This window comes from Lawsonibacter faecis, assembly GCF_014287675.1.
GTDB lineage: Bacteria > Bacillota > Clostridia > Oscillospirales > Oscillospiraceae > Pseudoflavonifractor > Pseudoflavonifractor faecis.
Genome location: NZ_JACOPQ010000015.1, coordinates 77,137 through 100,924, shown reverse-complemented (window position 1 = coordinate 100,924; position 23,788 = coordinate 77,137). Strand labels below are relative to the sequence as shown.

Below are 23,788 nucleotides of genomic sequence, written 5' to 3'. Positions count from 1 at the left end.
AGGAGGCCGGAGCATGAAAAAACGAGTGACATTCGGCTTTTTCGGCTTTCTCACCATTGATTATCAGGCGGCTCGGGCTTATCTGGACGCCATGGCGGCCCAGGGCTGGGCGCTGGCCGAGGTGTGGCTGGGGGTGGTGGCCCGCTTCCGGCGGACCGACCGAACGGATCTGCACTACTATGTGGACATTGCCGAGCCCGTGCCCCAGGATACCCCCGAGTACCGGGAGCACTGCCGCCGGGCGGGCTGGGAGCGGCTCTACACCGTCCGCTATATGAACATCTACCGCTCCCTTCCGGGGGCGGAGACCGTCCCCATCCAGGCGCCGGATGAGGGCACCTTCCGCCGCTACCGGGCGGACGTGGCGCGCTGGTGCGCCACCTGCGCCGTATTTCTGGCGGTGCTGGTGACCCTGGCGCTGACGAGGTATCTCCTCATCGGGTTCCCCACGGTGGCCTCCCTGCTGCGCCTCTCCGCTGCCAGCAGTACGGCGGCCTTCCTCCTTTTTGCCACACCGGCCGCCCTGACCGGCGGGGCGGTCTATCTGGCGGCGTCGGTCAAGCGGCTTTTCCAGTGGCGGGAGGCTGCGAAGGCCGGGGGCTGGTCGGACGCGCCGCCGCTGGCACGGGCCCGGCTGCGGGGGACACTGACCATCTTCTCCTACCTGGGCGTGGCGGCCCTGGCTGGGTGCTTCGCCCTGGATCTGGTGTCCATGCCCAGCGCCAAGCCGCTGATTTTCCTGGCCGCGGTCATCGGCGTGGCCGTGCTCATGACCTACTGCTCCAGCGGCGCGCATATGCGCCAGCCCAAGCGGGTGCGGCTGTGGCGCTGCGCTGCGCTGGCGGGCTTCGTGCTGGCCCTGGGGCTGGGCCGGGGCCTCTTCTCACCCGCCTTCAGCGCCATGCGCGCCCATGTGGAGGCCCAGCTCCCCGCCCTGGAGACCCCTTACGACCATATGGAGAGCTACGGGAGCCTCCTTTTAAGCTACGCACGGGGCACCGACGAGCTGGCCGTCCCCGCAGAGATGCCCATGGACCGCCGCCTGATTGTGGAGCAGTACGACTGCTACGCCCCCGTTATGGCGGACCGGATGGCCCGGGCCCTCTGGAATTACGACATGGTCCCCATGGAAGGGCGGCAGGATGTTTGGGAGGGCTGGAAGGACGGGCGGTATAATCTCCTCTCCCGGCGGGGAAGCAGGGTGCGGCTGGTGTCCGTACCCACAGCATCCCGGGACCGGGCGCTGACGGACCGGCTGCTGGCGTGGATTGTGGAGGAATGATACGGGCGCGGACGTGGAACACTGAACCCAAGGAGTGATGCCCGTGAGCGAGCTTTTATATGTAGACGCCTGCGTCCGTGGGGAGCGGTCCCGGACCCGCCGGCTGGCCGCCGCCTTTCTGGAGCGGTACGCCCAGCGCCGCCCCGGCGATAGAATCCGCCGCCGGGACCTGGCTGCCCGGCGCCTCCAGCCCCAGTACCCCGAGATTCTCGCGCAGCGGGACGCCCTCTGGGCCGCCGGGCGGCTGAGCGAGCCCATGTTCGACGACGCCAACCAGTTCGCCCGGGCGGATAAAATCGTGATTGCCGCTCCCTTCTGGGACCTCAGCTTCCCGGCCATCCTGCGTATTTACCTGGAGCGGGTGTCGGTGGTGGGCATCACCTTCGCCTACGACGGGGAGGGGGAGCAGCGGGGCCTCTGCCGGGCGGAGAAGCTCCTCTTCATCACCACCCGGGGCGGTAATTTCTCCGCACCTGAGAAGAGCTGGATGGAGCTGGGCGCCAAACACCTGGAAGCCCTCTGCACCGTCTACGGCATCCCGGATTTCCAGCTCCTCTATGCCGAGGGGCTGGACGACGTGCGGACGGACGGCGGGGCCGTCCTGGCCAACGCCATGGAGCGGGGCCGGACCCTCGCGGAGTCCTTTTAAAAACAAAACGCCCGGAGCGCATTGCGCTCCGGGTTTTCGTAATTGAGCTTGTCAAAGGAGCCGCTCGGGGCTTCTTTGATAGAAAGCTGATGACAGAGCTTCATTTTATTCCGTCGCCTGTGTACGGCGGAACTTTGCGAGGCTTGCCCTGCGAAGGTTTTTTGTGATTATATCAGGTTTCTCACCACGCCATAGGCCAAAAGGACGCCGACCAGGACCCAAATTGCGGTGCTTTCCGCTTTCGTGGGTGTTTTCCGCCCACTTTTCACGTATCCTGCCGCCATTTTGAGAAAAAGCGCTGCGAGCAGGGGCAATAGCACCAATAAACCGGGATTTGACGCCCAGGCGGCGGCAAAATTCAGCCGCAGGAGGGCCAGGCACATCCGCGTGATCCCGCAGCCGGGACACTGGAGCCCCGTGACGGCGTGGAAGGGGCAGGGAACTGCAAGCCCTGTCAAGAGGACGAAAAAAGCATAGGCGAGCCCGATTCCCAGAATCAGGCCCGCCCGTCTGATGAGCCGGAGGGCTCGCGCTTTAGAAGTCATCGCCGCCGTAGTAGTAGCGGTTGAGCTCGCTCTGCATCAGGGCCCAGGCCACAATCTCCAGACCCACAATGGACAAGATCAGATACAAAATGGCCTGGCTGCCGGTGGGCACGCCGCGCTCGGCGCGGGCCTGATCCAGCTTTTCACCCATCTTGTAGCACCAATAGATGCTGTAAATACCGCAGGTGATAATGGTGAACAGCAGCGCCGCGCCGCCGCTGGTCTGCCCCATACCGGTGCACTCATTGGAGTCGTCCGTCAGGCAGACAAGCCAGTAGAGCCCGTAAATGCCGCAGGTGATAATGGTGAGAAATACGCATGTGCCGACGCTGCGATGCCGCATAATACCGCCTCCTGAAGACCGTCGATTCCGGTCTTGATTTCGTAAGTTCAGTATAGCGCAGGCCGGTGGGATTTGCAAATTAAGAGTTTATTAAATTACTATGATAAAAAAGTTTAGGAATTGCAAGGGGTTGCGGGAATCCATCAAACTCCGGCTGCCGAATCAAGCCGTCTATGGAAAACGAGGCAATTGCCAGATAGGACTGCGCCTTTGTTGCAACCTGCTCATTCCCATCAGCGCCGCAGTTGCCCAGCTCCATAAACAGCATCTTCATATGAAAATTTTCAAACTTCAATTGCTTGATTAGCCCCTCATAAGAGAACGCCGAAATATTCAAATAAGACTTTGCCTTTGCAGGAGCGTTCTTTTGGCCCAAGGTCTCGCCCGCGGGGAGAGCGACTCCATCTTCACGAGCTGGTCGTTCTTGCTGTAGGTATTTCGATCCACGCTCCCACAGGTGCGCGTCCATACTTCCGTTATACATATCTGTCAAGCCGCCGGCCCGGGCAGGGGGGCGTAATAGAGTCTCCACGTCCCCGGCGCAAGCCATTTACGAAGGGCAATATTTATGATACACTAAAAATTCAGGGCAGTCGAATTCTGATGCTGCACAGCGCTGCCTGCAAACCGATACAACTGATGATACAGAGGGAAAGAAACCATGAAAAAGCTGCTTTTGCTGACCACCGGGGGCACCATCGCCTCCCGCCCCACCCAAGACGGCCTGGTCCCGGGCATGGACGGCGCGGGCCTGGCCGCGCGTCTCTCGGCCGTGGCGGAGAACTATGAGCTGACCATCCGGGACATTTTGTGCATGGACTCCTCCAACATCCAGCCTGAGGAGTGGCAGCTTATCGCCCGGGCGGTCTATGACGCGAGGGACGGCTTCGACGGCGTGGTCCTCACCCACGGGACCGACACCATGGGCTATACGGCCTCCATCCTCTCCTTTTTCCTCCGCGGCATCACGATTCCCGTGGTGCTCACCGGGGCCCAGCTCCCCATTGAGCACCCCCTCACCGACGCGCTGGAGAACGTGCGCACCGCCTTCGCCATGGCGGCGTCGGCTGCGGCGGGGGTCTTCGTGGCCTTCGACCGGAAGGTAATCTTGGGCTGCCGGGCAGTGAAGACCCGCACCACCGGTTTCGACGCCTTTGAGAGTGTAAACTGGCCCCTGGCCGCCACAGTGGACGCGGGCGGGCTGCATGTCTGTCCCGGTGCGCTGCCCCCGGCGGCCCCGGCCCTCACCCAACTGGACGACCGGCTGTGCCGGGACGTGTTCCTCATCAAGCTCACGCCGGGGCTGAACCCGGAGATTTTTGACATGCTCCTGTCCATGCACTACCGTGGCGTGGTCATCGAGGCCTTCGGTGCGGGCGGGCTGCACTTCATCCGCCGGGACCTGATTGCCAAGCTCCACGCCGCCGCCCAGGCGGGCATGGCGGTGGTTGTGTGCTCCCAGTGCCTCTATGAGCGCAGCGACTTCTCCATCTACGAGACGGGGAAGAAGGCCCTGGAGCAGGGGGTCATTCAGGGCTGGGACATGACCACGGAGGCCGCCGTCACCAAGCTCATGTGGGCACTGGGACGGACAGAGGACGCCGCGCAGGTGCGCGCACTGTTCCGGGAGAGTCTCTGCGGTGAGGTCACGGCGGAACTGGAATAGAGAGAAAAGCGGTCCGGGAATCTCCCGGACCGCTTTTTTGTGCGGAACATTCTGGAAATACCCGCGTCTAAGAGGAAAAGGGGCGGCGGAAGGAAGCGGTCTCTTGCAAAGCCGGTCAACTCTAGCCGCACCCAATAAGGAATGGAGGAATCTGCAATGAAACGCAAGTATTCAGCCCTTCTCCTGACGGCCGCGCTGCTCCTGTCTGCGGCGGGGTGCTCCGGCGGCGGCAGTACGGCGGACGCCGCGCCCAGCGCCTATTCCGGCACGGCCCCCGTCGCGCCGGAGGCCTGGGGCGGCGGGTACACCGAGCCCTTTGAGGGCGTGGATTGGAACACGGAGGAGTACGGGTACATCCGGGAAAACAGCTTTCTGGCCGTCTCCGCCAGCCCGCTTTCCACCTTCGCCGCCGACGTGGACACCGCATCCTACGCCAATCTCCGCCGGCTGCTCAACCAGGGGGCGCAAGTTCCGGCGGATGCGGTTCGTATTGAGGAGCTGGTGAACTATTTCCATTATGACTACCCCGCTCCGGAAGCGGGAGAGCCCTTCTCCGTGACGGGGGAGCTCTTTCCCTGTCCCTGGAACCCGGACGCCCGGCTCCTGCGGCTGGGGCTCCAGGCAGCCCAGCCCGACTGGGACGCCATGCCGCCGTCCAATCTGGTGTTCCTCATCGATGTATCCGGCTCCATGAACGACGATGACAAGCTGCCCCTGGTAAAGCAGGCCTTCGGCCTGCTGACGGAGAACCTCCGGGCGGGGGATTTGGTCTCCATCGTGACCTATGCCGCCTCGGACCGGGTGGTGCTGGACGGCGCCACCGGGGACGAGGGGGCGGTCATCCGCTCCGCGATTGAGGATTTGACGGCGGGGGGGAGCACAGCGGGCGCCAAGGGGATTACCACCGCCTATGAGCTGGCCCGGCGGCACTTTATCCCCGGCGGCAACAACCGGGTGATTCTGGCCACCGACGGAGACCTGAACGTGGGCGTCACCAGTGAGGGGGAGCTCGCCCGCCTCGTGGAGGAGGAGAAGGAGAGCGGCGTGTTCCTCTCGGTGATGGGCTTCGGCTCGGGGAACCTGAAGGACAACAAGCTGGAGGCACTGGCCGACCACGGAGACGGCAATTACGCCTATATCGACAGCGCGCTGGAGGCCCGGCGGGTCCTGGTGGAGGAGATGGGCGGCACCCTCTTCACCGTGGCCAAGGACGTGAAGCTCCAAGTGGAGTTCAACCCCGGGCGGGTGAAGGGCTACCGCCTCATCGGCTATGAAAACCGGCTGATGGCCGCCGAGGACTTTGCCGACGACGCCAGAGACGGCGGGGAGATCGGCGCCGGGCACCGTGTGACGGTGCTCTACGAGCTTGCCATGGCGGACTCGCCCATGGATATCCCCGGGTCCGATCTCAGTTACCAGGCGGCGTCCCCCACCGGCAGCGGCGACTACTTCACGCTGAGCGTGCGCTATAAGGCCCCCGACGGAGAGAAAAGCACCCTCCTGGAGTACCCCATGGGGGAGGAGATTGCGGTGGAGACCCCCTCGGAGGACAGCGCCTTTGCGGCTGGGGTGGCGGAGTTTGGAATGCTGCTGCGGGACTCACAGTACAAGGGTACGGCCAGCTATGGCGGGATTGTGGGCCGGCTCTCCCGGCTCCCCGGGGTGGCGGAGGACGGGTATAAGGCGGAGTTTTTGGAGCTGGTAAGGGGACGGCTGGAGCAATAGAGACCGGTAAAAGCGATGATGCCGCTGCTGGCATGGCCCTCAGCGGGGCGGAGGCTCTGCCCTGCCGGGTATGGCGGGAGGGGACAAGCGCGCCGGGGCGCGCAGGCACCGCCGGAATCAATCGGCGGGGAAGAGACCGTCTCCGCTGGCCGGCGTCATTCTGTTCAGGAAGCAGCCGTCTCAATCAAAGCAAAACGGCCGCCCGTGTGGGCGGCCGTTTTATGCGGGAAGCCGGTCTTGTTCAGGGGAGAAACGGATTGCGCTTCAATCAATGGCATCGCTCTGCCGGCCGTCCTCTTCTTCCGTCTCTTTCAGATTCTCCAGGGCCACACGCGTGGCTTCGATGACAAAGGCCGAAAAGGTCACTTCCGTGCCCTTGATGGCATCTTCCACCAGGGTAATTACGTCGTTGGGAAAGCGCACGTTTTTCTGGGTTGTTTTCGGGACCGCGGGCAGTTTAAATTTTTTGGACATATCATATCACCTGCAACACGATTTGTACTTTGCATTGTGTTGCAGAATGTATATTATTTATGCATAACGATTTGGGTATTAAATTGTCTATCGCAGAGGCGAAAATATGAAGCGCGTCAATGTGGTCCTATCGAACCTGATTCAAAACGGCAGAGTCATTGTGGATATTCCCGGCGTGGAGCACATCGAGCGGGCCTTTCAGGCGGAGTCCGTCCATCTTTTAAACGATGTGGAGCGGGTTGTTTACAGCGATGAGATGTGCGACGGAGAAAAAATCGCATTTCTCGAGAAGCTGCTTGCGGAGACCTAATAAAATCCCCTGCCCGGCGGGCAGGGGATTTTATCGTTTACATCTCGCGGCGGCCCTCCAGGGCCCGCATCAGGGTGGCGTCGTCGGCAAACTCCAGGTGGCTGCCCACGGGGATGCCGTAGGCGAGCCGGGTGACCTTCACGCTGAAGGGTTTGAGAAGCCGGGAGAGGTACATGGCGGTGGCCTCGCCCTCAGTGTCCGGGTTGGTGGCCATAATGACCTCCTGCACCCCGCCGCTTCCCACCCGCTCCACAAGGGACTTGATGTGCAGGTCGTCCGGTCCCACATGGTTCATAGGGGAGATGACCCCGTGGAGAACGTGGTAAAGCCCGCCGTACTCCCGGCTGCGCTCCATGGCGATTACATCCTTGGGGTCGGCCACCACACAGACGGTGGCCGCGTCCCGCTTGGGGCTGCGGCAGATGGCGCAGGGGCCGTCCCCCTCGGTCAGGTTCTGGCAGATGGGGCAGCAGGCGATGGACGACTTGGCGTCCAGAATGGCCTGGGCGAAAGCGGCGGCGTCCTCCTCCGGCAGGGAGAGGACAAAAAAGGCCAGCCGCTGGGCGGTTTTGCTGCCGATTCCGGGGAGCTTGTTGAACTGCTCCACCAGCCGCTCCAGGGCGGGGGGAAAGTACTGCATGGCGTAAGACCTCCGAAGGGAAGAAGATAAGAAGATAAGAAGATGGGGAGCAGGGTATGGACATACTGGGGTGGTGCGGAGAGGAGGCGCGGGCGGGGCTACAGCGTCTTCAGCAGCTCGTCCGGGTCCAGGGCCCGGCAGATGGGGTCCAGATGGGGGCAGGCGACCCAGTCGGACGCGGGCAGGTCCTGACCGAATTTCACGGTATGGGCCACCGCGCCGGGAAACAGATAGCTGTTGTGAGGCACATGGAGCGGGCACAGGTAGAAATCCCCCGCCCGGAGGAGGCGCAGCTCCAGCGCGCCCTCCCGCTCCTCTGCCACCAGCATGGCCCCGGACTGGAGCACGCTCAGCTCCCGCACCGCCCGGTGGAGGTGGCTGTTTTGCCAGCCGCTTCCCCGGGCGGCCTCAGTGCGGATATAGGAGCTGCCATCCGCAAAGCGGAGGCGGAAGCGCAGCTCGCCGTTGTCCATACGCTCGTGAAGGACGCTGACGCCCAATGCGGCGGCCTCCGCGCCGGTCAAGACCTTCGGCATGGCGCTCAGCTCCGGAGCGCGTCCACGGCTGCGGCGGGGTCCGCCTTGCCGAAGACGGCGCTGCCCGCCACCAGCACGTTGGCCCCGGCGGCGATGACCAGCTTGGCGGTCTCAGGGTCCACGCCGCCATCCACCTCCAGGTCGCAGGCGGGACAGTACGCGCCGATATAGCGGCGGATGGCCGTGATTTTCTCCAATTGATCGGTCATGAAGGCCTGCCCGCCGAAGCCGGGCTCCACCGTCATCACCAGCACCAGGTCGATTCCCCGCTTCAGATAGGGGATCACCGCCTCGGCGGCGGTGATGGGCCGCAGGACGACGCCCTTCTTCACACCCAGGGCCTCCATCTGGTCCAGGGCGGCGTGGATGGCCGGGGGCATGTCGGCCTCCAGATGGACGGACAGCAAATCGGCCCCGGCCCTGGCGAAGGCCTCCACGTAACGGCCCGGCTTCTCCACCATCAGGTGGACGTCCAGAAACTTGTCGGTGCACCTGCGCAGGGACTTCACCACCGGCACGCCGATGGAAATATTGGGCACAAACATCCCGTCCATCACGTCCACATGGAGCCAGTCCGCATTGGGGACGCCCTCGATGTCCCGCTGGAGGTTGGCAAAATCGGCCGAGAGCAGAGAAGGGGCGATTTTAATCATCTTTTTATCTCCTCTTTAACGGAAGTTCAAACAATTCCTGTACAATACCCGTATTCCAATCAACCGGTGAGCGCACCGACAGCCTGGCCCGCACATAGGATGCATCAGCGGAATCGCTCCGGTGCGGCTCAGGCCTCTCCCCCCGCACACTCCCACGACCCGACGGACCCGCACCTGGGAACAACCGCTTTCAGATAGCCGTCCGCCGGGCAAGCGCCCGGCGGACGGCAATGAGTATATCGGGCCGCGCCGCCTCCCTGAGCAGGGGGGCGGGGGTTTAATCATAGAAATCCCCGGTGTTGGCCTCTCTCGCGTCGTAGCCCGCCTTCCGCATGGCCTCCAGAATGGAGCGCTTGTGGCTGTGGCCGAAGGCCTCCAGTGTGACCCGCAGCTCCACGCCGCTTTGGCGGTTGATGTTGACAAACTGGTTGTGCTCCAGCTTGATGATGTTGCCGTTCTCCTTGGAGACGATCTTGGCCACCCGCAGCAGCTCGCCGGGGCGGTCGGGGAGCTGCACGGAGAAGGTGAACACCCGCCCGCGGTTGATAAGCCCGTGCTGGACAAGGCTTGCCACGGTGATGACGTCCATGTTGCCGCCGGAGAGGACGCTCACCACGTTCTTTCCCTTGCAGTCCAGATGGCTCAGGGCGGCCATGGGCAGCAGACCCGCGTTCTCCACGATCATCTTGTGCTTTTCCATCATGTCCAGGAAGGCGTCCACCAGCTCGGTGTCGTCAATGGTGATGATCTCATCGATATTCTGCTGAATGTAGGGGAAAATGAGCTCACCGGGGGTCTTGACCGCCACGCCGTCGGCAATGGTCTCCACCCTGTCCAGGCTGACGATGTGCCCCGCCTCCAGGCAGGCCTTCATGGAGGCCGCGCCCACAGGCTCCACGCCGATGACCTTCACCCCCGGATTGAGGAGCTTGGCCAGAGTGGACACGCCCGCCGCCAGCCCGCCGCCGCCGATGGGGACCAGAATCACGTCCACGTCGGGCAGGGACTGGAAAATCTCGTATGCAATGGTGCCCTGGCCGGTGGCGACGGCCAGATCGTTGAAGGGCGGGATGTAGGTCAGGCCCTGCTCCCGGACAAGCTCCGCAGCCTTGTCCGCCGCGTCGTCAAAGGTCTCGCCGTGAAGCACCACCCTGGCGCCCAGATCCTTGGTGTTGTTGACCTTCACCAGGGGAGTGGTGGTGGGCATTACGATGGTGGCCTCCACGCCGGCCGCCTGGGCCGCGTAGGCCACGCCCTGAGCGTGGTTGCCCGCGGAGGCGGTCACCAGTCCCTTGGACTTCTCCTCTTCAGTGAGGGTGCTGATCTTATAGTACGCGCCGCGGATTTTGTAGGCCCCTGTTACTTGCATATTTTCCGGTTTGATGTATACATTGTTTCCGGTGGCCTTGGAAAAGGCGGCGGAATAGACAAGCTCGGTGTTGTTGATGACCCCCGCCAGGACGCTGCGGGCGGCCTTAAAATCTTCCAGTGTCATCATTCGGCAGGACTTCCTTTCTCACGTTCTCTTTATTCTAATGAATTTGCGGTGTAAAGTCAACGTGTTCTTGACACTTAAGGCCCCTGGGCAGTACAATAACACTGTATCGGTTTACAGCATTTGGAGGAAATAACCATGGCGAAAATGGTAAAAAAATCAGTGGCTCCGTTTTACCTTGTGGCCGCCCTTTGGCTTGGGTGGGCTCTGCTGCTGCCCCTGTACCGGCCGTTGCACTATGTCCTGGCCGGCGTGGCCTCCGCGATTGTCTTTGTCCTGGGCAAGGCAATCTGGCCCAACAAGGCCTACCAGACCCCGGACCCGGAGCCCGGCGCCCCCCGGCCGGAGGCCAAGGCCGAGGAACCGGGCGCGCCCAAGCCGGAGAAGAAGACCACCGGCGACAGCGAGCTGGACAAACTGGTGGAGCAGAAGGACCTGGCCCTCTCCGAGATGCGCCGCCTGAACGAGGCCATTGAGGACGAGAAGATCTCCGCCCAAATTGACCACCTGGAGGACACCACGGCGAAAATTATCCAGCATGTGGTGGAGAACCCCCAGAAGCGCTCCCAAATCAGCCGCTTTTTGAACTACTACCTGCCCACCACCCTCAAGCTTCTCAACGCCTACGACCGCATGGACGCCGCGGGGGTCTCCGGCACCAATATCGACGGCACCATGGGCAAGATCGAGACCATGATGGACACGGTGGTGGCCGCTTTTGACAAACAGCTGGACGCCCTCTTCGGCGACGTGGCGATGGACATCTCCACCGACATCACCGTTATGGAGAATCTTCTGGCCCAGGAGGGGCTGAGCGGCGGAATGCGGGCCGGGGGCCTATAATGAAGAGAAAAGGGAAAAAGTAAGGTAAAAAGACGGCGATACCACAGCTTTTTACTTTTTCATTTTTACTTTTTTATTGGGATAAAGAAATGGATTCGTTGAAAGGATGTATCTATCATGACTGATAAGCCCGAAATGACACCCTCCCTGACCCTGGACCCCACGGCAGCTTCCGACGCCAATCTGGACGCTGCGGCCGCCGTGGCGGAGGCCGCCCTGAAGACCCCTGAGGCCCCGACCCTGACCCTGGAGGGCGGCATCACCCTGGAGGATACCGCCGCCGCCCAGAAGGAGAAGGAGGCCAAGGCCATTCAGCTGGATGAGAGCCAGCTCACCGAGGCTGAGCGCAAGATGGTGAACGACTTCTCCGAGAAAATTGACATTACCGACTCCAACGTGGTGCTCCAGTATGGTGCGGCCGCGCAGAAGAATGTGGCCTCCTTCTCCGAGAGCACCCTCAACAGCGTGCGCACCAAGGACCTGGGCGAGATCGGCCAGACCCTCTCCTCGCTGGTGGTTCAGCTCAAGGGCTTCAACGTGGAGGAGAAAAAGGGCATCGCTGGCTTCTTCCAGAAGAAGCGCAACGAGCTGGAGGAGATGAAGGTCGCCTACACCAAGGCCGAGACCAATGTGGACAAGATATGCCAGATGCTGGAGCAGCACCAGGTGACGTTGATGAAGGACATCGCCATGCTGGACCAGATGTACGATTTGAACACCAAGTACTACAAAGAGCTGACCATGTACATCATCGCCGGCAAGAAAAAGCTGGCCAAGGTCCGCGAGGGCGAGCTGGAGGAGCTGCGCAAGAAGGCCGCCGCCTCCGGCAGCCAGGAGGACGCCCAGAAGTACAACGACATGGCCAACCTCTGCAACCGCTTTGAGAAGAAGCTCCACGACCTGGAGCTCACCCGCATGATCTCCATCCAGATGGGCCCCCAGACCCGGCTGATCCAGAATAACGACACCCTTATGCTGGAGAAAATCCAGTCGTCCCTGGTGAACACCATTCCCCTGTGGAAGAGCCAGATGGTCCTGGCCCTGGGGCTGGAGCATTCCCGCCAGGCCACCGCCGCCCAGAGCGCGGTGACCAACATGACCAACCAGCTCCTCCAGCAGAACGCCGATATGCTGCGGATGGGCACCGTGGAGACCGCCAAGGAGGCCGAGCGCTCCATCGTGGACATTGAGACCCTCCAGCACACCAACCAGCAGCTCATCGCGACGCTGGACGAGGTCATGAACATCCAGAAGGAGGGCGCCCAGAAGCGCAAGGAGGCCGAGTTGGAGCTGGGCCGCATCGAGGGCGAGCTGAAGCAGAAGCTGCTGGAGCTGAGAGGCTGAAAAAGTGCTTGGGGCCGGTTGGCCCGGCTCCGGCGCCGCGCCGGGCGGCGCGTCCCAAGCGTTTCGGCCCGCCCCCGCAGGGCCGAAACCTTGATGCCGGGCGGATTCATTCCGCCCGGGCAGATAAAATATCAGGGGGACCCCGAAATGCCAAAGCATTTTGGGGCGCTGGGCCGCATTGAGGGCGAGCTGAAGCAGAAGCTGCTGGAGCTGAGAGGCTGAAAAAGTGCTTGGGGCCGGTTGGCCCGGCTCCGGCGCCGCGCCGGGCGGCGCGTCCCAAGCGTTTCGGCCCGCCCCCGCAGGGCCGAAACCTTGATGCCGGGCGGATTCATTCCGCCCGGGCAGATAAAAAATCAGGGGGACCCCGAAATGCCAAAGCATTTTGGGGCGCTGGGCCGCATCGAGGGCGAGCTGAAGCAGAAGCTGCTGGAGCTGAGAGGCTGAAAAAGTGCTTGGGGCCGGTTGGCCCGGCTCCGGCGCCGCGCCGGGCGGCGCGTCCCAAGCGTTTCGGCCCGCCCCCGCAGGGCCGAAACCTTGATGCCGGGCGGATTCATTCCGCCCAGGCAGATAAAATATCAGGGGGACCCCGAAATGCCAAAGCATTTTGGGGCGCTGGCCAGGCGCCATCGCGCCGATCTGTCTGCACCCACCAAGCCATACAAGTAAGGAGCGCCTATGAAAGTATTGAAGAAACAGGGCGTAGCCGTCATGGTGATGCTTGTCGCCATTGCGGCCGCCATTGCCATCGGCTGGTGGAGGATGCCCCAGGCCAGCGCCAAGGGGCAGTCCGGGGAGCTGGATACCTCCCTGGACACCAGCACCTACGCCAACCTGGTATGGGATCAGGCGGACATCCTCTCCGCCTCCACCGAGAAGAGCATCGGCATCTATAACGCCAACTGGGATTACCGCTACGTGAGCGTGGTGTCCGTCGTGACGGTGAACGGCCTGGACGGACAGGACATCACGGATATCTCCTATAACCAGGCCTATGACCTGGGGCTGGGCGAGGGCGACGCGGTGCTGGTCATCGCCCTGGACGGCGACGGCTACCAGTACTACCTGGACTACGGCGACGACTTCGCCACCATCATGACCAGCCGGGTCATCTCCGACCTGAGCGGCGTGATTGAGAGCGCCTTTGACAACCGGAAGTTTGACAAGGGCGCCCTGGACTTCTTCTCCTCCCTCAACGAGGTATATATCAGCAATTTTAATTTGGGCAACGCCGGGGTAGACAACAGCTCCGGTTATGACGACTCCTACGGAAATTACTACAACGGCTACTCCGTTACCACATGGATTGTCAGGGCCGTGGTCCTCCTGATCCTCCTGGTCATTATTCTCTCCGCCATCGACCGGTCCCGGTACAACGCCTACCGCACACGGTACTACGGTGTGGGCGTACCCCCGGTTATGTTCCGGCCCATCCTGTTCTGGCACGGACCCCACTCCCATTGGTATCACCGGCACTGGCACCAGCCGCCCCCGCCCAGGGGCCCCCACGGCCCCGGGCCCGGTCCCCGGCCGCCCCACGGCGGCGGCGGTTCCAGGCCCTCCAGCGGCTTCGGCGGCGCGGGCAACAGCGGCCCCCGGGGCGGCGGAACCTTCGGCGGGCGGCCTACCGGCGGCGGTACGCGGGGCGGCTTCGGCGGCAGCGGAACCTTCGGCGGCGGTTCCCGACCCTCCGGCGGCGGTTCCCGACCCTCCGGCGGCGGTTCCCGGCCCTCCGGCGGCTTTGGCGGAGGCTCCCGCGGGGGCGGCTCCTTCGGCGGGGGCGGCTCCTTCGGCGGGGGCGGCTCCTTCGGCGGGGGCGGCTCCTTCGGCGGGGGCGGCAGCCGGGGCGGCGGCTTCGGCGGCGGTTCCCGGGGCGGCGGCTTCGGCGGCCGCAGATAATCCAAATACCAAAAGCGCCCGGAACAAAACTGTTCCGGGCGCTTTAATCGTATCCGCAGAGGGCGACCCAGGATTAGGCGGCGCCCCGTCCCGACACATCCCCGACACATCCGTGTTATAATATATCGGCAGAAGGAGGGAACGGCTATGGCGGACTGCATTTTAATTGTAGAGGACGAGCGGAGCATGCGCGAAATCGTCCGGGACTACTTCGTCTCCAAGGGGGCTGTATGCGATGTGGCCCGCTGCGGCGGCGAGGCCCTCGATTTGCTGCGGGACCACGACTACGACGCGATTGTGCTGGACGTGATGATGCCCGGACTGGACGGCTTCGGGGTGTGCGCGGCGGTGCGGCGGCGCAGCGGCGTGCCCATCATTTTTCTCACCGCCCTCTACGGGGAGGAAAACGCCCTCAGGGGGTACGAGCTGGGGGCGGACGACTATGTCACCAAGCCTTTCTCCCTGGCGGTGCTCTACGCCAAGACCACCGCTCTTATCCGCCGGGCCAGGGGCGGCCCCGAGGCGGGGGAGACCCTGGCCTGCGGGGCGATTCGGCTGGATTTGAGCCGCAGAAGCTGTACAATTGGTCATCAAGAGGTTCAATTATCCCCGCGGGAATATGATTTGCTCGCCTGCCTCCTGCGCAACAAGGGCCGGGTGCTCTCCCGTGCCCAGCTGCTGGACAAGGTCTGGGGCATTGACTTCGAGGGAGACGAGCGGGCGGTGGACGTGCAGGTGAAGAATCTCCGCGCCAGCCTGGGCGGGGCCGGGGGGCAGATCAAGACGGTGATCAAGGCGGGCTACAAGCTGACGGAGGAGGGGTGAGAAGATGAGAGGAACGCCTCTGGAATCGGGTTGGCAGCGGGCGGTCGCATTGGTGAGACGACCCCGAAAGCTGCGCTGGCAGATAGCGCTCTCCATGGCGGGAACGGTGCTGTTTCTCTGGGGGTTCATTATGATCGGCCTGAGGGTGGAGACCTCCAATCGACTGGAGAACGAGGCGGACAGTTTGGGCCGGGATATCCGCAGCGAGCTGAGGGAACAGGTGGAGATCTACCGCCGCAACATTGTCGAGGACCGGCAGGAGCAGGCCGGGGCCATTCTAAGCTATAACCTGAGCGGTATGTCGCTGGGGCTGACGAATCCCGAAGGCCTGGAGGGAGGCATGGCACTGGCGATTATCGATGCGGAGACCGGGGCGGAGCTGGCCCACAGCCAGCTCGCCTATGGCTACGGCCACGAGGACGGCATCGACGTTGGCCAGCGTTGGCACCTGGAGCTGGACAGCGGCCTGGACGACGCTGGGCAATTGGCCCTGGCCCGGTGGATTGTGGCCAATCGGACGCATAGTTGGAGCTTTGACGTCTATCCAACCGGCGATGAAAACTACCCCGGGGACGGAACCGTGGCCCGGGTGACCGGATTCGATGAGGGCGGCTGCAGCCTGCGGGTGCAGCGCATCGAGCTGGTCCACCCGGACGGCGGTGTGGAGACCGTGGTGGAGACCGCGGCCCGGGGGGAGACCCCGGTTACCGTGGAGCTGGCCTTTATGAGGCTGTCCAGCGTCCTGCTGCCCGACTGGGGGAGCAATGGGGACGGACAAGTCGATATGGAGCGCCGCCTGGCAAACTTCCGGGAGGCCCAGGCCATTCTGGCCCGGGAGCAGGCCGGAGAGAGGCGAGCCGTACTGAATGAGGGCGGGAGATTCAGCGGCGGAACTTACGGAAATGGCTACGGCTACCAGGTGGCCCGGAGCTGCAGCTTCCGTCTCGCAGCCATGTACCAGCTCCGCTGGACCTACCTCTCCACATTGATGCTGGCCGCTTTGGTGCTCCTCATTCTGTCGGGGTATACGTCCAGAAAGCTGTCCCGCCCACTGGAGCGTCTGAGCCAGGACGCGGCGGACGGGTCTTTTCCCTGTACTGAGGACGGACCGATCCAGGAGGTAAACTCCCTGGCCGCCGCCTTTAACGCGGCCCAGGGAAAGCTGGAGGCGGACCTCCGGCGGGAGCAGGACCTCACCCGGGCGGTGGCCCACGAGCTGAAGACCCCTCTGGCCGTCCTCCGCTCCCATGCCGAGGCTCTTCTGGAGGATATCGACCCAGCCAAGCGGGAGCACTACCTCGCCGTCATCATGGAGGAGTCCGACCGCATGGACGCCCTGGTCAGGGAGCTGCTGGACCTCTCCCGCCTGGAGGCGGGGGCGGAGACGCTCAGGCCGGAGGATGTGGACCTGGAGGAGCTGGTCCGCCGGATCTTCGCCCGGCTGGAGCGGCCCCTGGCGGAGAAGGGCTGCCGACTGAGCCTGGATTTGGCGGCGGTGCGGGTCCGGGGGGACTGTGAGAAGCTGGAACGGGCCGTGGCCAACTACGCCTCCAACGCCCTGCGCTACTGTTCCCCCGGCGGCGAGGTGCGGGTGAAGCTCACCGGGCCGGGGGGCTGGGCCCGCATCGCGGTGGAGAACGACGGAGAGAACATCCCCGCCGCCGAACTTCCCCGGCTCTTCGAGACCTTCTACCGGGGCGACTCTGCCCGCAGCCGGGACAGCGGCGGCGCGGGTCTGGGCCTCGCCATTGTCCGGGGGATGGCGAACCTCCACGGCGGGCGCTGCGGCGCGGAGAATCTGCCGGGCGGGGTGCGGTTCTGGATGGAAGTGCCCGCAGCTTATTGAGACGAGGATTTCGCGCCGGTGAAGAGATTGTGCCTGTTTCAGCGCTCATATGTCGAGCGGGCGGCCACCCCTTTGAGGTGACCGCCCGCTCGAAAGATATTGATTTCACTCCTTGAGCATGCACTTAATACTGTCCAGAATACGGATAGATTTCTCAAAACGTCTATGGAAATACACCTCCGACTGAAAATGAATGTGCCATAAAGCGTTTCGGGCTAAGGCTCAGTCGTCCGCCGCCTCTGTCCCGTCGTGAAAAAGCTGCCGCTCTTTCTCCACCAGCAAAAGCTCGTATTTCTCAATTTTGTAGTTGAGCCGGTCAAGGGACGAGCGCATCTCCGCCATCCGCGCCTGAAGCTGCTCCCGCTGCTCCACCAGCAGCGCCTTGCGCGCGGCGATGGTGGCGTCGCCCTTTTGGAACAGCGCCACGTACTCAATCAGCGCCTCAATCTGCACCCCCGCGGCGCGCATGCATTTCATCAGTTCCACCCAGGCGCAGGACTCTCTGTCGTAGTCCCGGATGCCGCTCTTGCTTCGCGGCACGGGCGGGATGAGTCCGATGCGCTCATAATAGCGCAGAGTGTCGGCGCTGACGCCGTACTGCCTGCTTACCTCGGCAATCGTCATAACGGTATGCCTCCTCTTCTGCTTTTATTATACCAGCCCGGTCAAGAACTCTACCTCGGCGGCATCGCAGTGGGAGAAAAATGTGCTCTCCCCCCTCGTCCAGCGCGGAGATGGACCGCATATCCTCATCCGACAGTGAGAAATCAAACACGTTGAGGTTCTCCTCCATCCGCTCCCGGCGGACAGTTTTGGCCATTACCACCACGCTGGTCTGCAGCAGAAAGCGCAGGGTTGTCTGGGCGGAGGACTTGCCGTACTTCGCGCCGGTCTCGCAGAGGGCGGGGTTGGAGAAGAAGTCCTTTCGTCCCTCCGCAAACGGACCCCAGGACTCGTGCTGGACGCCGTATTTCACCATGGTCTCATGGGCGGAGCGCTGCTGTCGAAAGGCGTGTGTCTCTACCTGGTTGACGGCGTGGGCCACCTCCACGAAATTGCACAGGTCGATGAGCCGGCCGGGATAGAAGGTGGAAACGCCGATGGCGCGGCGCTTTCCGGCACGGTATGCCTCCTCGGTTTTACGAATAGGCCTGCGCCCTTCTGCGGGCGACCCAGATGACCGTTACCGAGGCGGCCTTTTTGTCCGGGTTTTCCGGGGCGACTTACTTTGAGGAGCAGTTCAGAAAGAGGTGTTACCGTTCACCGACGGAATACCGCAGGCGGGAGCGGTGACGGCTTCGGCCCCGGACGGTTCTGTTCCGATGGGGGAACCGTTGGCTGATTTGAATTTATGTGTTAAAATGGAACAAGCCAAATTCATTGGGGAGGGGAGGGACGGCGTATGCTCCGGGTCGCCATTGTGGAGGACGAGCCGGCCTCCGCACGTCAGCTGGAGGACTATCTGGCCCGATATCAGGCTGAGTCCGGCGAGGGTGTGGAGGCAATTCATTTCCCCGACGGAGCGGCGCTGCTGCAGGAGTACCGCCCTATTTGGGACCTTATCCTGATGGACATAGAGATGCCCCGCATGGACGGCATGACCGCCGCCCGGCATATTCGGGAGCGGGACCCGGTGGTTCTGCTGATGTTTATTACCAATATGGCCCAATACGCGATTCGCGGCTACGAGGTGGAGGCCTTGGACTATGTCCTTAAGCCGGTGGGCTACGCGGCGTTTGCCTTCAAGATGCGCAAGGTATCCTCCATCCTCCGGCGGCGCAGGTCCTCCGGCGTGGTGCTCCATTTGGCCGGAGGCGTGAGGCGTGTGCCCACCGATGAATTGCTCTATGTGGAGACGGTCTCCCACCGGCTGCATATCCACACGGCGGACGGGGTTTTCACCATGCCGGGCACGCTGCGGGATATGGAGGAACAGCTGGCGGGGGAGCACTTTGTACGGTGTAACAAATGTTATCTGGTGAATCTGCGGCATGTGCGGGAGGTGCGGCAGAACATCGTACAGGTGGGCGGGGAGGAGCTGCTGATCAGCAGGCCGCGCAAAAAAGAGTTTCTGCAGGAACTGACGGACTATCTGGGAGGCGGCGGGCTATGACGGAATTCATCAACTGGGCTGTAAACTACCTGCTCTTCCCTCTGGAGCTGCTGATTGCCTGCGTGCTCTACATGCTGCCGCTGGAAAAGCGCAGAAATTTCCCCCTTCGGGTCATTCTGGGCATTCTGGCCTGTCTGGCCCTGGCCGCGTTTATTCCACGCTCGCTGCTGCGCTATCTGCTGGAGTTTGCCCTCACCGCCCTTTTCGCCTGGGCCTGCTGCAGCCTGAGCGTGTGGGATGCCCTGTTCTGCGCCGTGTGCGCCTATGCCACACAGCATTTCGCCTACAGCGCCCACGCGTTTCTCTACCAGCTGCTGGGCCGGCCCGGGGGCTGGTACTACTGGCTGAAGCTGATTATCTATGCTGCGGTGTATCTGCTCTTCTGCTTCGCCTTTGCCCGCCGCCTGCCGGACAAGGGGCGCTACGGGGCCACCTGGGGGCAGTCTATCGCCTCTTTGCTGCTGATACTCTCCTTTACGATTTTAATCAGCCACTATGTCACGCTCCAGGTATTGGGCGGCAACAACAGCGTGCCCTACCTCTACGCCTGTCGGCTCTACGCGATGCTGTGCTGCTTCTTCGGGCTGTGGGTGCAGACCATCTGGCAGAAGCGGGCCAGGCTCCAGCGGGAACTGGATCTGAAGGACCGCCTGTGGCACCAGGAGCGGACCCAGTACGATCTGGCGAAGGAGAACATCGCCCTCATCAACCGCAAGTGCCACGACCTGAAGCACCAAATCGCCGCGCTGGATCGGCCCGGACAGGACTGGGACAAAAGCCGCTATCTGCGGGAGATCGAGGACTCCATCCAGATCTACGACTGTACGGTGAAGACGGGCAGCGAGGTGCTGGATACGGTGCTCACCGAGAAGAAGCTCTACTGCGAGGGCCACAGCATCAACATGACCTGCGTGGCCGACGGCAGCAAGCTGGACTTTCTGGACCCGGTGGATGTCTACGCCCTGCTGGGCAACGCCATTGACAATGCCATCGAGGCGGTCAGCACCCTGCCGGACCGGGAGCAGCGGCTGATCAGCGTGTCGGTCTGGTCCAGCCGGGGGCTGCTGCTGATCCAGTGTGAGAATTACTACGACCACCCGCTGACGTTCGAGGACGGACTGCCCGTGACCACCAAGGAACAGGACGGGTATCACGGATTCGGCATCCGCAGCATTCAATACACGGTCGAGAAGTACGGCGGCTGTATGACGGTCCACCCTGAAAACGGCCTTTTTGTCCTGCGGCTGTCCATCCCCCTTCCGTGATATGGGAAAAAGCCGGCTCGCGATGACGACAAGTCATCGCGAGCCGGCTTTTTCCCTGCAGTTGGGGAAGGAAAACCGACAGTTGGGGCACACCCTCTGGACGCAGTCAAATCAGCTGTTATACTGTGCAACAGCAGATGTGTTCGGGCACAGAATGACAAAAATGGCTGGATGCGGAACGCGCGCCGCGCCGCCGGAGAGATGCAAGGAGGAATCAAATCCCATGACAAAGGCAAAGAGGAAAAAGTGGAGCAATCAGCTGTTCGCAGGCGTATGGGGCGCGGCGCTGGCCGTTTTGCTGGTGGCCGTTATCATTGCCAACGCCGTCGCGCTGAACTATTCCACCATCATTACGACCTTTTTCGGCCATACCACCTCCAGAGTGGAGAACGGCGATCCCACTGCCATCTATTATGAGAGCGTCTACACCACCGACGGGGAGCTCTATCAGGCGGGGCTGGACCTGTGCGAGCAGGTGGAGGCCGAGGGTCTTGTGCTCCTGAAAAATGAGAATAACGCCCTCCCCCTGGGGGACGGCAGGAAGGTGAGCCTCTTTTCGGAGTCCTCCGTGGACCTCATCTACGGCGGCACCGGTTCGGGCAGTGTGGACACCTCCACCGCCAAGGACTTGAAGACTGTCTTTGAGGACGTGGGCTACGAGGTCAACCCGGAGCTTTGGAACTTCTACAAGGGCAACCACGACAGCTATACCCGCTCCAACCCCAGCATCTTTGCCAGCCGGAACAATTTTGCCATTAACGAGTGCCCGGCAGGCGAGTATTCCCAGGCCGTGAGGGACTCCTTTGCCCGGTATGGCGACGCGGCAATTGTGGTGCTGGCCCGGAGCGGCGGCGAGGGCGACGACCTCTCCCGCAGGATGGACGAGCGCGAGGGGGGCGGCACCTATCTCCAGCTCACCACACAGGAGAAGGAGATGCTGCAGCTCATCAGGGACAGCGGGGCGTTCGGCAAGACCATCGTTCTGGTGAACTCCTGCAACGCCATGGAGCTGGGCTTCCTGGACGAGGCCCGCTACGGCATCGACGCCTGCATCTGGATGGGCGCCGCGGGTCAGAACGGCCTGGCCGCCGTGGCCGCCGCCGTGAAGGGCGATGTGAACCCCTCCGGCCGCCTGGTGGACACCTACGCCTACGACTCCCTCAGCGCCCCCGCCATGCAGAACTTCGGAGGCCTGGAGTACACCAACGGCTCCGAGCTGGACAATCTGTCCGAGAGCTATTTCGGCGTGATGACCCAGTACACCGGCAAGAACTACGTCGTGTATCAGGAGGGCATCTACGTCGGCTACCGCTACTACGAGACCCGGTACGAGGACGCCGTCCTGGGCCAGGGCAACGCCGGCAGCTATGATTACGCCGCCACCGTGCAGTATCCCTTCGGGTACGGCCTGAGCTATACCGACTTCTCCTACAGCAATTTCAGGTGCGTCCCCGAGGGAGACCGCTTTACTCTCTCCCTTGACGTGGAGAACACCGGGTCCGTACCGGGCAAAGAGGTCGTCCAGCTCTACTTCCAGTCCCCCTATACCGACTACGACAGACAAAACGGGATTGAGAAGTCCAGCGTGGAGCTCTGCGGCTTCGCCAAGACCGGCGTTCTGGCCCCCGGCCAGAGCGAGACGGTGCAGGTGGAGGTCTCCAGGGAGGAACTGCGCGCCTACGACGCCAACACCGCCAAGACCTACATTTTGGATGCAGGCGATTATTATTTTGCCGCCGGCAAAAATGTACATGACGCGCTGAACAATATCCTTGCCTCCAAGGGACTTACCACAGCCGACGGCATGGACGCCGACGGCGACGCAGCCCTGGCCGCGAAATGGAACCAGCCCACGCTGGATACCGTCTCCTACTCCGCCGCGGCGACGGGCACGGCAATCACCAATCAGTTTGACAAAGCCGATATCCGCCACTACTACGGCGACCTCACCTACCTCACCCGCAGCGACTGGACCGGCACGTTCCCGGAGACCATCACCCTTACCGCCACCGAGGCGCTGAAGGCCGACCTGGCCGCCGGACCCGACACCGGCGAGGAGGGCTACACGATGCCCAACATGGGGGCCGGAACAGATCTGACCCTGGCCATGATGATCGGCAAGTCCTACGACGACCCCCAGTGGGAGGAGCTGCTGGATCAGCTTACCGCCGACGAGATGGTGCGCCTGGTTGCCCTGGGCGGCTACCGCACCTCCCAGATCAATTCTGTCTCCTACCTGGGCACCACCGACAAGGACGGCCCGGCCGGCATCTCCGCCACACTGGTGGGCGGCGGCACCAAGTGCATGGCCTATCCCGCCGAGGTGGTGATGGCCGCTACCTGGAATGTGGGCCTCATCCGGGAGGTCGGCCGCCTCATCGGTGAGGACGGACTCCACGGCGGCGTCACCGGCTGGTACGCCCCAGCTATGAACACCCACCGCACACCCTACTCCGGACGAAATTTTGAGTACTACTCTGAGGATGGGTTCCTGGCCGGGGCCATGGGCGCGGCGGAGGTCTCCGGCGTGCAGGAGAAGGGCGTATTCTGCTACATCAAGCACTTTGCCATCAACGATCAGGAGACCAACCGCAAGGGTGTGGCCACCTTCTCCAATGAGCAGGCCATTCGCGAGATATACCTGACGCCCTTTGAATACTCCGTCCGTTTTGGCGGCGCCCGGGCCGTCATGACCTCCCACAACCGCATCGGCGCCACCTGGGCGGCGGGCCACGCGGTGCTCCTCAACGATGTGCTTCGGGGCGAGTGGGGCTTTGTGGGCCATGTGGTCACCGACTACGTGGGCACCCCCGTCTATCAGTCCGCGCTCCAGGCGGTCCTGGCGGGCAACGACATGATGCTCTCCACCAGTGAGGCCAACGAGAACATCAGCCCCTACAAGAACAACGCCCGCGTCATGACGGCGCTCCGCCAGGCCTGTAAGAATATTCTCTACACCGGGGCCAACAGCGCCGCCATGAACGGTGTGAGTACCTCCACCCGGATTGTCAGTGTCCTGCCAACCTGGCAGATCTGGCTCATTCTCTTCGACTGCCTCATGGGTGCGGCCATTATCGCCGGGGGCGCGGGGATTTTCCTGCGCTGCCGGAAGAGCCGCTCCGCTGCCGATACGGCGGCCCGGAGATAAGCCGGAGACCGGGAAGTAGAGACTGCGTTTGCTCCGCAAGCGAAAAAGTCCGCCGCTTTGCCATAAAGCGGCGGGCTTTTTCACTTTATAAGGTCGGGATGATGGTATTTGCAGGCTCAAACGAATGCCGCACTTGGGACGCCGGTCTGGAGGTTCCAGGTGAGAGGAGCAGCGCCTGTCATCGTAACCA

26 protein-coding genes are annotated in these 23,788 nt (G+C 62.7%); 16 read left to right on the top strand and 10 right to left on the bottom strand.

The window, feature by feature from the left end:
• Positions 1–13: 13 nt before the first annotated feature.
• Complete coding sequence (locus H8S62_RS15760; RefSeq protein WP_186920233.1) at positions 14–1,282, top strand: DUF2812 domain-containing protein; 1,269 nt, start codon at positions 14–16, stop codon at positions 1,280–1,282.
• Positions 1,283–1,325: 43 nt separating this feature from the next.
• The gene (locus tag H8S62_RS15755; protein WP_186920232.1) at positions 1,326–1,931 is read left to right on the top strand and encodes an NAD(P)H-dependent oxidoreductase; all 606 of its coding nucleotides are present in this window, start codon (positions 1,326–1,328) and stop codon (positions 1,929–1,931) included.
• 167 nt (positions 1,932–2,098) lie between these two features.
• Here H8S62_RS15755 and H8S62_RS18425 read toward each other — a convergent pair whose 3' ends face one another.
• The 3 genes from H8S62_RS18425 to H8S62_RS15740 all read right to left on the bottom strand — a co-directional run bounded on the left by H8S62_RS18425 (position 2,099) and on the right by H8S62_RS15740 (position 3,303).
• Positions 2,099–2,476, bottom strand: a complete 378-nt coding sequence (locus H8S62_RS18425) for a DUF2752 domain-containing protein (RefSeq protein WP_155152270.1) — start codon at positions 2,474–2,476, stop codon at positions 2,099–2,101.
• Positions 2,466–2,819, bottom strand: coding sequence for a DUF4234 domain-containing protein (locus H8S62_RS15745; protein ID WP_155152272.1), 354 nt, complete (start codon positions 2,817–2,819; stop codon positions 2,466–2,468). Before H8S62_RS15745 ends, H8S62_RS18425 begins: the two co-directional genes overlap by 11 nt.
• A gap of 79 nt (positions 2,820–2,898) precedes the next feature.
• Positions 2,899–3,303, bottom strand: a complete 405-nt coding sequence (locus tag H8S62_RS15740) for an Ltp family lipoprotein (protein WP_186920231.1) — start codon at positions 3,301–3,303, stop codon at positions 2,899–2,901.
• Between the two features lie 177 nt (positions 3,304–3,480).
• Between H8S62_RS15740 and H8S62_RS15735 the strand changes: the two genes are divergently transcribed.
• A complete protein-coding gene (locus H8S62_RS15735) occupies positions 3,481–4,485 on the top strand; it encodes an asparaginase (RefSeq protein ID WP_155152306.1) in 1,005 nt (334 codons plus the stop codon).
• A gap of 156 nt (positions 4,486–4,641) precedes the next feature.
• Positions 4,642–6,210: a vWA domain-containing protein gene (locus H8S62_RS15730; RefSeq protein WP_186920230.1), complete on the top strand. Its 1,569-nt coding sequence runs from the start codon at positions 4,642–4,644 to the stop codon at positions 6,208–6,210.
• Positions 6,211–6,474: 264 nt separating this feature from the next.
• Here H8S62_RS15730 and H8S62_RS15725 read toward each other — a convergent pair whose 3' ends face one another.
• Positions 6,475–6,684 carry a YlcI/YnfO family protein gene (locus tag H8S62_RS15725; RefSeq protein WP_155152302.1) on the bottom strand — a complete coding sequence of 70 codons (210 nt, stop codon included), beginning with the start codon at positions 6,682–6,684 and terminating at the stop codon, positions 6,475–6,477.
• Positions 6,685–6,790: 106 nt separating this feature from the next.
• Between H8S62_RS15725 and H8S62_RS15720 the strand changes: the two genes are divergently transcribed.
• Positions 6,791–6,994 (top strand): hypothetical protein, encoded by a 204-nt coding sequence (locus H8S62_RS15720; RefSeq protein ID WP_155152300.1) that lies wholly within the window; start codon positions 6,791–6,793, stop codon positions 6,992–6,994.
• A gap of 37 nt (positions 6,995–7,031) precedes the next feature.
• Here H8S62_RS15720 and recR read toward each other — a convergent pair whose 3' ends face one another.
• The 4 genes from recR to ilvA form a co-directional block, all read right to left on the bottom strand.
• Positions 7,032–7,634: a recombination mediator RecR gene (recR, locus tag H8S62_RS15715; protein ID WP_155152298.1), complete on the bottom strand. Its 603-nt coding sequence runs from the start codon at positions 7,632–7,634 to the stop codon at positions 7,032–7,034.
• A 98-nt stretch (positions 7,635–7,732) separates the two neighbouring features.
• On the bottom strand, positions 7,733–8,170 hold the full coding sequence (locus H8S62_RS15710; RefSeq protein ID WP_186920229.1) for a hypothetical protein: 438 nt from the start codon (positions 8,168–8,170) through the stop codon (positions 7,733–7,735).
• Between the two features lie 5 nt (positions 8,171–8,175).
• A complete protein-coding gene (rpe, locus tag H8S62_RS15705) occupies positions 8,176–8,823 on the bottom strand; it encodes a ribulose-phosphate 3-epimerase (RefSeq protein WP_155152294.1) in 648 nt (215 codons plus the stop codon).
• 277 nt (positions 8,824–9,100) lie between these two features.
• Positions 9,101–10,321: a threonine ammonia-lyase gene (gene ilvA / locus H8S62_RS15700; protein WP_155152292.1), complete on the bottom strand. Its 1,221-nt coding sequence runs from the start codon at positions 10,319–10,321 to the stop codon at positions 9,101–9,103.
• Between the two features lie 135 nt (positions 10,322–10,456).
• Here ilvA and H8S62_RS15695 point away from each other — a divergent pair, with 135 nt between their 5' ends.
• The 7 genes from H8S62_RS15695 (at position 10,457) to H8S62_RS18585 (ending at position 17,072) form a co-directional block, all read left to right on the top strand.
• Positions 10,457–11,161 carry a 5-bromo-4-chloroindolyl phosphate hydrolysis family protein gene (locus tag H8S62_RS15695; RefSeq protein ID WP_186920228.1) on the top strand — a complete coding sequence of 235 codons (705 nt, stop codon included), beginning with the start codon at positions 10,457–10,459 and terminating at the stop codon, positions 11,159–11,161.
• A gap of 117 nt (positions 11,162–11,278) precedes the next feature.
• Entirely contained in the window at positions 11,279–12,505 is a 1,227-nt protein-coding gene (locus tag H8S62_RS15690) for a toxic anion resistance protein (protein ID WP_155152288.1), read from the top strand.
• 93 nt (positions 12,506–12,598) lie between these two features.
• Complete coding sequence (locus H8S62_RS18420; RefSeq protein ID WP_279237039.1) at positions 12,599–12,727, top strand: hypothetical protein; 129 nt, start codon at positions 12,599–12,601, stop codon at positions 12,725–12,727.
• A gap of 93 nt (positions 12,728–12,820) precedes the next feature.
• Positions 12,821–12,949: a hypothetical protein gene (locus H8S62_RS18415; protein ID WP_279287768.1), complete on the top strand. Its 129-nt coding sequence runs from the start codon at positions 12,821–12,823 to the stop codon at positions 12,947–12,949.
• Between the two features lie 231 nt (positions 12,950–13,180).
• On the top strand, positions 13,181–14,401 hold the full coding sequence (locus tag H8S62_RS15685; protein WP_186920227.1) for a TPM domain-containing protein: 1,221 nt from the start codon (positions 13,181–13,183) through the stop codon (positions 14,399–14,401).
• 147 nt (positions 14,402–14,548) lie between these two features.
• A complete protein-coding gene (locus H8S62_RS15680; protein WP_155150083.1) occupies positions 14,549–15,226 on the top strand; it encodes a response regulator transcription factor in 678 nt (225 codons plus the stop codon).
• Between the two features lie 52 nt (positions 15,227–15,278).
• The gene (locus tag H8S62_RS18585) at positions 15,279–17,072 is read left to right on the top strand and encodes an ATP-binding protein (RefSeq protein ID WP_186920226.1); all 1,794 of its coding nucleotides are present in this window, start codon (positions 15,279–15,281) and stop codon (positions 17,070–17,072) included.
• Between the two features lie 222 nt (positions 17,073–17,294).
• Here H8S62_RS18585 and H8S62_RS15670 read toward each other — a convergent pair whose 3' ends face one another.
• Together H8S62_RS15670 and H8S62_RS15665 are read right to left on the bottom strand one after the other, a co-directional pair.
• On the bottom strand, positions 17,295–17,696 hold the full coding sequence (locus H8S62_RS15670; RefSeq protein ID WP_155150087.1) for a MerR family transcriptional regulator: 402 nt from the start codon (positions 17,694–17,696) through the stop codon (positions 17,295–17,297).
• Entirely contained in the window at positions 17,635–18,174 is a 540-nt protein-coding gene (locus H8S62_RS15665) for an aldo/keto reductase (RefSeq protein WP_341481073.1), read from the bottom strand. Before H8S62_RS15665 ends, H8S62_RS15670 begins: the two co-directional genes overlap by 62 nt.
• A 59-nt stretch (positions 18,175–18,233) precedes the next feature.
• On the opposite strand from H8S62_RS15665, the gene H8S62_RS18730 reads away from it, so the two are divergent.
• From H8S62_RS18730 to H8S62_RS15645, 4 genes are all read left to right on the top strand, one after another.
• The gene (locus tag H8S62_RS18730; RefSeq protein ID WP_423788679.1) at positions 18,234–18,365 is read left to right on the top strand and encodes a helix-turn-helix domain-containing protein; all 132 of its coding nucleotides are present in this window, start codon (positions 18,234–18,236) and stop codon (positions 18,363–18,365) included.
• Positions 18,366–18,474: 109 nt separating this feature from the next.
• Positions 18,475–19,185, top strand: coding sequence for a LytR/AlgR family response regulator transcription factor (locus tag H8S62_RS15655; RefSeq protein ID WP_155150091.1), 711 nt, complete (start codon positions 18,475–18,477; stop codon positions 19,183–19,185).
• Entirely contained in the window at positions 19,182–20,450 is a 1,269-nt protein-coding gene (locus H8S62_RS15650) for an ATP-binding protein (protein ID WP_186920225.1), read from the top strand. The genes H8S62_RS15655 and H8S62_RS15650 overlap by 4 nt, the downstream gene beginning before the upstream one ends.
• A 223-nt stretch (positions 20,451–20,673) precedes the next feature.
• Positions 20,674–23,598 carry a beta-glucosidase gene (locus tag H8S62_RS15645; RefSeq protein WP_186920224.1) on the top strand — a complete coding sequence of 975 codons (2,925 nt, stop codon included), beginning with the start codon at positions 20,674–20,676 and terminating at the stop codon, positions 23,596–23,598.
• Positions 23,599–23,788: the final 190 nt, after the last annotated feature.